The organism is Aeromonas finlandensis, assembly GCF_000764645.1.
GTDB classification, from domain to species: domain Bacteria; phylum Pseudomonadota; class Gammaproteobacteria; order Enterobacterales; family Aeromonadaceae; genus Aeromonas; species Aeromonas finlandensis.
The window spans coordinates 1-6476 of record NZ_JRGK01000073.1; the positions used below are offsets into that span (position 1 = coordinate 1).

The following is a 6476-nucleotide window of genomic DNA, read 5'->3' on the forward strand; positions in this document are numbered from 1 at the left end:
GACCGAACTCTTGGGGGGCAGCCCGGCCATGGTGGAGAACGCCGCCGAGATCGGTATGGAGCACAATCTGGGGCTCACCTGCGATCCCATCGGCGGACTGGTGCAGGTGCCCTGCATCGAGCGCAACGCCATGGGGGCGGTCAAGGCGATCAATGCCGCCCGCCTCGCCCTGCGTGGCACCGGCGAGCACAAGGTGTCGCTGGACAAGGTGATCAAGACCATGTGGGAGACCGGCAACGACATGAAGACCAAATACAAGGAGACGGCCCGTGGCGGCCTCGCCGTTAACATTACCGAATGTTAAAAAACGGAAAATGACTCCATTTGGTTCCGAAATGCCCGGCATCGCCGGGTATTTTTATGGGCAAACGCTTAACAAAATGGATAAGCACAAAAATAAATTTTATACTCGCGCCTCAGATTCAACAAAAATAGATCTATTTCAACTTTTTTTAGGTCTGGAGCCGTTACACTACGGTTATCTGGTTCTGTGACCTGCGCTGACAAGCGCGTTCCATGGATCTCCCAAATTTCTGTGAGTGGGCATGCCGCCCCCTTCTACCCTGAGGTAATAGTGACATGATCAGCGTTTTTGATATCTTCAAAATCGGTGTAGGCCCCTCTTCTTCCCACACTGTTGGCCCGATGAAAGCGGCCAAACAGTTTGTTGACGAGCTGCGCGCGGGCGGCAAGATCCGCGATATCACCCGGATCAATGTCGATGTCTACGGCTCCCTCTCCTGGACCGGCAAAGGCCACCATACCGACACCGCCATCATCATGGGCCTGGCCGGCAACCTGCCGGAAAACGTCGATATCGATGCAATCCCCGAGTTTATCTCCCGTGTTGAACAGACCGAGCGCCTGCCGATCGGCCTGCACTGCCACACCGTTAGCTTCCCGCGCAATGCCATGGTGTTCCATGACGAAGCCCTGCCGCTGCACGAAAACGGCATGAAGCTGAGCGCCCTGATCGAAGACGAAGTGGTTTACAGCAAGACCTACTACTCCATCGGTGGTGGCTTCATCGTTGACGAAGAGAACTTCGGCAAAGCAGACAGCGGCGATATGTCCGTGCGCTATCCGTTCAAGAGCGCCGCTGAGCTGGTTGCCCACTGCAGCCAGACCGGTCTCTCCATCTCCGCTCTGATGCTGGAGAACGAGAAGTGCTTCAACACCCCGGAAGAGATCTACAAGAAGTTCGGCAAGATCTGGAACACCATGCGCGAAGGTATCGAGCGCGGCTGCCGCACTGAAGGCGTCTTGGCCGGCCCGCTGCGCGTACCCCGCCGTGCTGCGCCGCTCTACCGCCAGCTCAACACCAACGAGAACCTCTCCAACGACCCGATGAACATCGTTGACTGGGTCAACATGTTCGCTCTGGCGGTCAGTGAAGAGAACGCTGCCGGTGGCCGCGTAGTGACTGCCCCGACCAACGGCGCTGCCGGTATCATCCCGGCCGTTCTGGCCTACTACGACAAGTTCATCCAGCCGGTTGGCCGCGACGAGTACACCCGTTTCTATCTGGCTGCCGGTGCCGTCGGCATCCTCTACAAGATGAACGCCTCCATCTCCGGCGCCGAAGTGGGCTGCCAGGGTGAAGTGGGTGTCTCCTGCTCCATGGCCGCTGCCGGTCTGACCGAGCTGATGGGCGGTAGCCCGGAACACGTCTGTGAAGCCGCCGAAATCGGCATGGAACACAACCTGGGTCTGACCTGTGATCCGGTTGCCGGTCAGGTGCAGGTGCCTTGTATCGAGCGTAACGCCATCGCAGCCATGAAGGCGGTCAACGCTTCCCGTATGGCCCTGCGTCGTACCTCCAAGCCGCGCGTCTCCCTGGACAAGGTGATCGAGACCATGTACATCACCGGCAAGGACATGGACTCCAAGTACCGTGAAACCTCCCGTGGTGGTCTGGCCATCAAGGTAATGCAGGTTGCTTGCGAATAAATAAGGGTTGCGACCCTTATCAGGAAAAGGCGGGATATCCCGCCTTTTTTATTGCCCGCATTTTATTCTCAGAGCGCTGCCGCACACGGGAAGCGTTCAGCAACTCCTGCGCTCTTACCCCTTCCTGTACTCACAAACCATCGCGGTTATAGGAAAAATGACTGGCCCGCCCTCTGAGGCAGCCAGCACTGTTCTCACACCACCATATTGTTACTCCGACCGACGCACCGCCCGGCAAGCACAATGCTCTGTTACAAGCCTGCCCCGGTCATCGCCCCCTTGTCAGGCCCTCCAATCACCAATATAAACAGTGCGTTAAACTGCTCGTGAGTCAAAGAAGCGTGGCACAACATGCAGCCTTGTCCGATTTAGGCGTGAACGATGGCGGCAAAATAGGATGAGCAACACCGTTGGCTAAAAATAATCCCACTTTGTAACGTGGCGGAAATAGCCGATCGTCCCACGCGCTACCTGCTATTTTTGTGAGCGCCAGCAAAGGTTGACGATATGGTGTTGAGGGCAGATTGACTTTCTATTTAAACAGCGAAAGGGGAATATTGCGAAGGGGATGGATTAATTTGACCAGTTCTTGTCTCTGGATTATCGAATAGTCCATACCAGAGATTGGAATGCGTCATGTCCGGTCACAAAGAATTAGCCCCGTTGGGCAATGAGCGCAACGGGGCCGGATATTCAGGATGGCTTTTTCAGGGTGGCCTTGTGCTGTTCCAGCAAATTCTCGGGGGGCGGTGGCACCTGCAGGTAGAACCCCTGGCTGGTCAGTGCGGCCATCACCTTGCTGACATCAGCGAGCCCCAAGGGCTTGGCCGGGTCCAGCTTGGTCATCAGCACCAGCTCGGGACGACCGAATGCGGTCAGCAATGGCTCGGGAACGCGGGAAAAATCCTCTCTTTTTTCAACAAAAAGGTAGGTCTCGGCTTTTTTGCGACTTTTATAGACTGCACATAACATGGAAGTTGATATAATCCGACGAGTTTATTGCCTCTGATGGGGGCAAACTATAACATCAGGAATTGAATAACAATAACGGATTAGCATCTCTGCCTCGGGGACGATTCATGGTTGAACGCGATAACGAATTGAAAGGGACCACCTTCACTATTTCTGTGTTGCATATCAGCGATGGCGAGCCTGAGCGGATACGTCAGTTGTTGGCAGAGAAAGTGGCCCAGGCGCCCTATTTTTTTAATTGTGCGCCGCTGGTAATCAATGTCTCTCGACTGGAGCATATTCCCGATTTCGAACAGCTCAAGGAGCTGGTGGAGTCCGAGGAGTTTGTGCTGGTCGGCATCACGGGCGCGCGCAGTGAAGAGATGAAAACGGCCGCCAAGGCGGTAGGGCTGGCAGTGATCGCCTCGGGCAAGAGTCGCAAGAGCGAACCGGAACCCGCGCCAGCCGCCCCTGTGGTAGCTCCCGAGCCTGAACCCGCCCCCTTGATCCCGAGCAAGGTACATGTGGGACCGGTTCGTTCCGGCCAACAGATTTACGCCGCTGGCACCTCGCTGGTGGTGCTGGGTTCCGTCAGTCCGGGAGCCGAAGTGCTCGCCGACGACAGCATTCATATTTATGGCACCCTGCGTGGCAGAGCCATTGCCGGCGCCCGGGGCAACACCCAGGCCCGGATCTATTGCCAGCAATTACAGGCCGAGCTGCTCTCCATCGCGGGCACATTCCAGCTGAGCGATGCATTGCCAGCAGGCCTGATCCAGCAACCGGTACATGTCCGGCTGGACAACGAACAACTCCGAATAGACCGTATCAAATAGAGTTACAAGGAAGCGAGAATGGCGCGAATCATAGTCGTTACATCGGGTAAAGGTGGCGTTGGCAAGACCACAACCAGTGCGGCCCTGAGCACCGGCTTAGCTCAGCGTGGTCACAAGACAGTGGTCATTGACTTTGACATCGGTCTGAGAAATCTGGATCTCATCATGGGCTGCGAGCGGCGCGTGGTGTATGACTTCGTCAACGTCATCAATGGGGAAGCAAACCTCAATCAGGCGCTGATCAAGGACAAACGCTCGGAAAATCTGTTTATCCTGCCCGCCTCCCAGACCCGGGACAAAGATGCCCTCACCCGTGAGGGGGTCGAGAAGATCCTGGATCAACTGGCGGAGATGAAGTTCGATTACATCGTCTGCGACTCCCCGGCGGGGATCGAGGCGGGCGCACTGATGGCGCTCTATTTTGCCGACGAAGCGATCGTCACCACCAACCCGGAAGTCTCTTCCGTGCGTGACTCCGATCGCATCCTTGGCATCCTGGCCTCCAAGTCCCGTCGCGCCGAGCGTGGCGAAGACCCCATCAAGGAGCACCTGCTGCTGACCCGCTACTGCCCGACCCGCGTCAACCGCGGCGACATGCTGAGCGTGCAGGATGTACAGGAGATCCTGGCCATCCCGCTACTCGGGGTGATCCCGGAGTCCCAGGCGGTGCTGCGCGCCTCCAACTCCGGCGAACCGGTTATTCTGGACAAGGAGTCCGATGCCGGTCAGGCCTACGAAGATGCGGTGTCCCGCCTGCTGGGCGATGCCAAGGAATTTCGTTTTCTGGAAGAAGAGAAGAAGGGCTTCTTTAGCCGACTGTTCGGGAGTTAAACATGTCATTATTGGATTATTTTCGTTCCAACAAGAAACAGAACACCGCACAACTGGCCAAAGAGCGGTTGCAGATCATTGTTGCTCACGAGCGTTCATCCAGAGGGGGGCCGGATTACCTGCCCCAGCTCAAGCAGGATATCCTCGATGTGATCCGCAAATACGTCAACATTGATCCGGAGAAGATAACCGTCCAACTGGATCAGAAGAGTGATGAGCTGTCGGTACTGGAGCTCAACATCACCTTCGCCGATGACAAGAAGGGATGAGCTGACGCCCTATGCGTGACCCCTTCCCCCAATGAAGACCGGATCCTGTCACTGGATCCGGTTTTTTATTGGCACAAAAACAGGTCACAGCGGCTCGCCTCATCTCGCCAAGGGGTCTGCCGACCGCTAGAATAGCGCCGCCCCGCAGGCAGTGATCTGCGTCGGCATCTTTTTCTCTTTTCTGGAACAGACCGCTTATGTCTATGAATGACGAAATGCACAGCGTCGAGGAACTGCTCGATACCGCCCTCGAACTCTTTATGGAGCTGGCCTCTGACAACCTGCCGGAGCAGGAGATCGCCCGCTTCAATCAGGAGTTCAACGACCGCGGCCTGCTGGCCGAAACCGACCCGGCCGATGACTGGGAAGCGGACGTGGGTTTTGCGGTGAGCGACACCGACTATGCCGAGATCTGGGTCGGCCTTGGCAATGAAGAACAAGAGTATGAGCACCTGTTTGCCCGCATGCTGCTCTCCCGCCGTGTTGACGAGAAGTTCTGCCACATCGAATGGCTGCCCCAATAATTCCGGATCCCGATGATCCCAGCCACTATCAGTGGGCGTCAGACCCTGACGCCGTGGCCCCCGAGCGCTCATCTGCATCGCTCGGCCGCCGGGTGCTGAGGTGGGCAGGCAAGATTGCGCTGGCCGGGCTGCTCTGCTCGGTCGGCTCGGTCGCCTTGCTGCGTTTTATCGATCCGCCAATGTGGAGCTGGCGTATCGAGCGAGCCCTGTTTCCGCCCGCCAAAGTGGCACAGGTGCGCCATGAGTGGGTGGATCTGGAGTCCATCTCCAAAGAGTTGCAACTGGCGGTGATTGCCGCCGAGGATCAGCGCTTTGCCGACCACAACGGCTTTGATATGAATGCCATCAATGCGGCGCTCAAACACAACCAGCACAGCGAACGGGTGCGCGGCGCCAGCACCCTCAGCCAGCAGACCGCCAAGAACCTCTTTATGTGGAGTGATCGCAGCTTCCTGCGCAAGGGGCTGGAGGCCTGGTTTACCCTGCTGATGGAGCTGGGCTGGGACAAGGCCCGTATTCTCGAGGTCTATCTCAATATCGTGGAGTTCGGCCCCGGCATCTATGGCGCCGAAGCCGCAGCCCGCACCTACTTTGGCAAACCGGCCAGCCGGTTGACCCGCTACGAGTCATCCCTGCTGGCCGCCGCCCTGCCCAATCCGTGGCGCTATCGGGTCAAGCCTCCTTCACCTTATGTGCAGAAGCGCTCGGTCTGGATCCGCCGCCAGATGGGACAACTGGGCCAGATCACCCTCAATCGGGTGCATCAGGCCGACTGATGCTCAGGGCTCATCGGATTTCTCCGGTGGGCCCAAATGACCGCCCACCGTCTCGCGGTGGAGCGGCAGATAGTGCCACCACCAGGCCTCCCGCCGTCGCTTGATCTGTTGCCGCCGTCCCCGCTGCTTCATCCTCTCACTCCCTGCCAGATGATCCGCGTCTTAACCATACCCCCACAATGGCGGCTTGGACAGACCGGCTACGCGCCCGGCGCACTGGTCTGGCCGCCACCGCCAATAATTGTTACAGTAGCGAACCTCGATGTATCTGGAGTGATTTCATGGAACAGCGTACCCCGGATCAGCTGGTCGAATGGGCCTATGATCAGTTTCTTGAGC

Annotated in this window: 9 protein-coding genes; 7 read left to right on the forward strand and 2 right to left on the reverse strand. The window is 57.4% G+C overall.

Going from position 1 to position 6476, the window contains the following annotated elements; translation table 11 throughout:
• Together LD28_RS0108960 and LD28_RS0108965 are read left to right on the forward strand one after the other, a co-directional pair.
• The coding region (locus LD28_RS0108960; RefSeq protein WP_033136635.1) for an L-serine ammonia-lyase, iron-sulfur-dependent, subunit alpha at positions 1 to 304 on the forward strand (304 nt) is incomplete at its 5' end.
• 275 nt (positions 305 to 579) lie between these two features.
• On the forward strand, positions 580 to 1950 hold the full coding sequence (locus LD28_RS0108965) for an L-serine ammonia-lyase (RefSeq protein WP_033136636.1): 1371 nt from the start codon (positions 580 to 582) through the stop codon (positions 1948 to 1950).
• Positions 1951 to 2643: 693 nt separating this feature from the next.
• Here the strand turns inward: LD28_RS0108965 and LD28_RS0108970 are convergent.
• The gene (locus LD28_RS0108970) at positions 2644 to 2922 is read right to left on the reverse strand and encodes a YcgL domain-containing protein (RefSeq protein ID WP_033136637.1); all 279 of its coding nucleotides are present in this window, start codon (positions 2920 to 2922) and stop codon (positions 2644 to 2646) included.
• A 107-nt stretch (positions 2923 to 3029) separates the two neighbouring features.
• On the opposite strand from LD28_RS0108970, the gene minC reads away from it, so the two are divergent.
• The 5 genes from minC to mtgA all read left to right on the forward strand — a co-directional run bounded on the left by minC (position 3030) and on the right by mtgA (position 6137).
• Positions 3030 to 3737, forward strand: coding sequence for a septum site-determining protein MinC (gene minC, locus LD28_RS0108975; RefSeq protein WP_033136638.1), 708 nt, complete (start codon positions 3030 to 3032; stop codon positions 3735 to 3737).
• 18 nt (positions 3738 to 3755) lie between these two features.
• Positions 3756 to 4568 (forward strand): septum site-determining protein MinD, encoded by an 813-nt coding sequence (minD, locus tag LD28_RS0108980; RefSeq protein ID WP_005336847.1) that lies wholly within the window; start codon positions 3756 to 3758, stop codon positions 4566 to 4568.
• 2 nt (positions 4569 to 4570) lie between these two features.
• Positions 4571 to 4837: a cell division topological specificity factor MinE gene (gene minE / locus LD28_RS0108985; RefSeq protein WP_005336848.1), complete on the forward strand. Its 267-nt coding sequence runs from the start codon at positions 4571 to 4573 to the stop codon at positions 4835 to 4837.
• A 197-nt stretch (positions 4838 to 5034) separates the two neighbouring features.
• Positions 5035 to 5361 carry an HI1450 family dsDNA-mimic protein gene (locus tag LD28_RS0108990; RefSeq protein ID WP_005352317.1) on the forward strand — a complete coding sequence of 109 codons (327 nt, stop codon included), beginning with the start codon at positions 5035 to 5037 and terminating at the stop codon, positions 5359 to 5361.
• Entirely contained in the window at positions 5346 to 6137 is a 792-nt protein-coding gene (mtgA, locus tag LD28_RS0108995; RefSeq protein ID WP_033136639.1) for a monofunctional biosynthetic peptidoglycan transglycosylase, read from the forward strand. The genes LD28_RS0108990 and mtgA overlap by 16 nt, the downstream gene beginning before the upstream one ends.
• A 3-nt stretch (positions 6138 to 6140) precedes the next feature.
• Here the strand turns inward: mtgA and LD28_RS23915 are convergent, their stop codons facing one another.
• Positions 6141 to 6269 (reverse strand): hypothetical protein, encoded by a 129-nt coding sequence (locus tag LD28_RS23915; protein ID WP_267511908.1) that lies wholly within the window; start codon positions 6267 to 6269, stop codon positions 6141 to 6143.
• Positions 6270 to 6476: the final 207 nt, after the last annotated feature.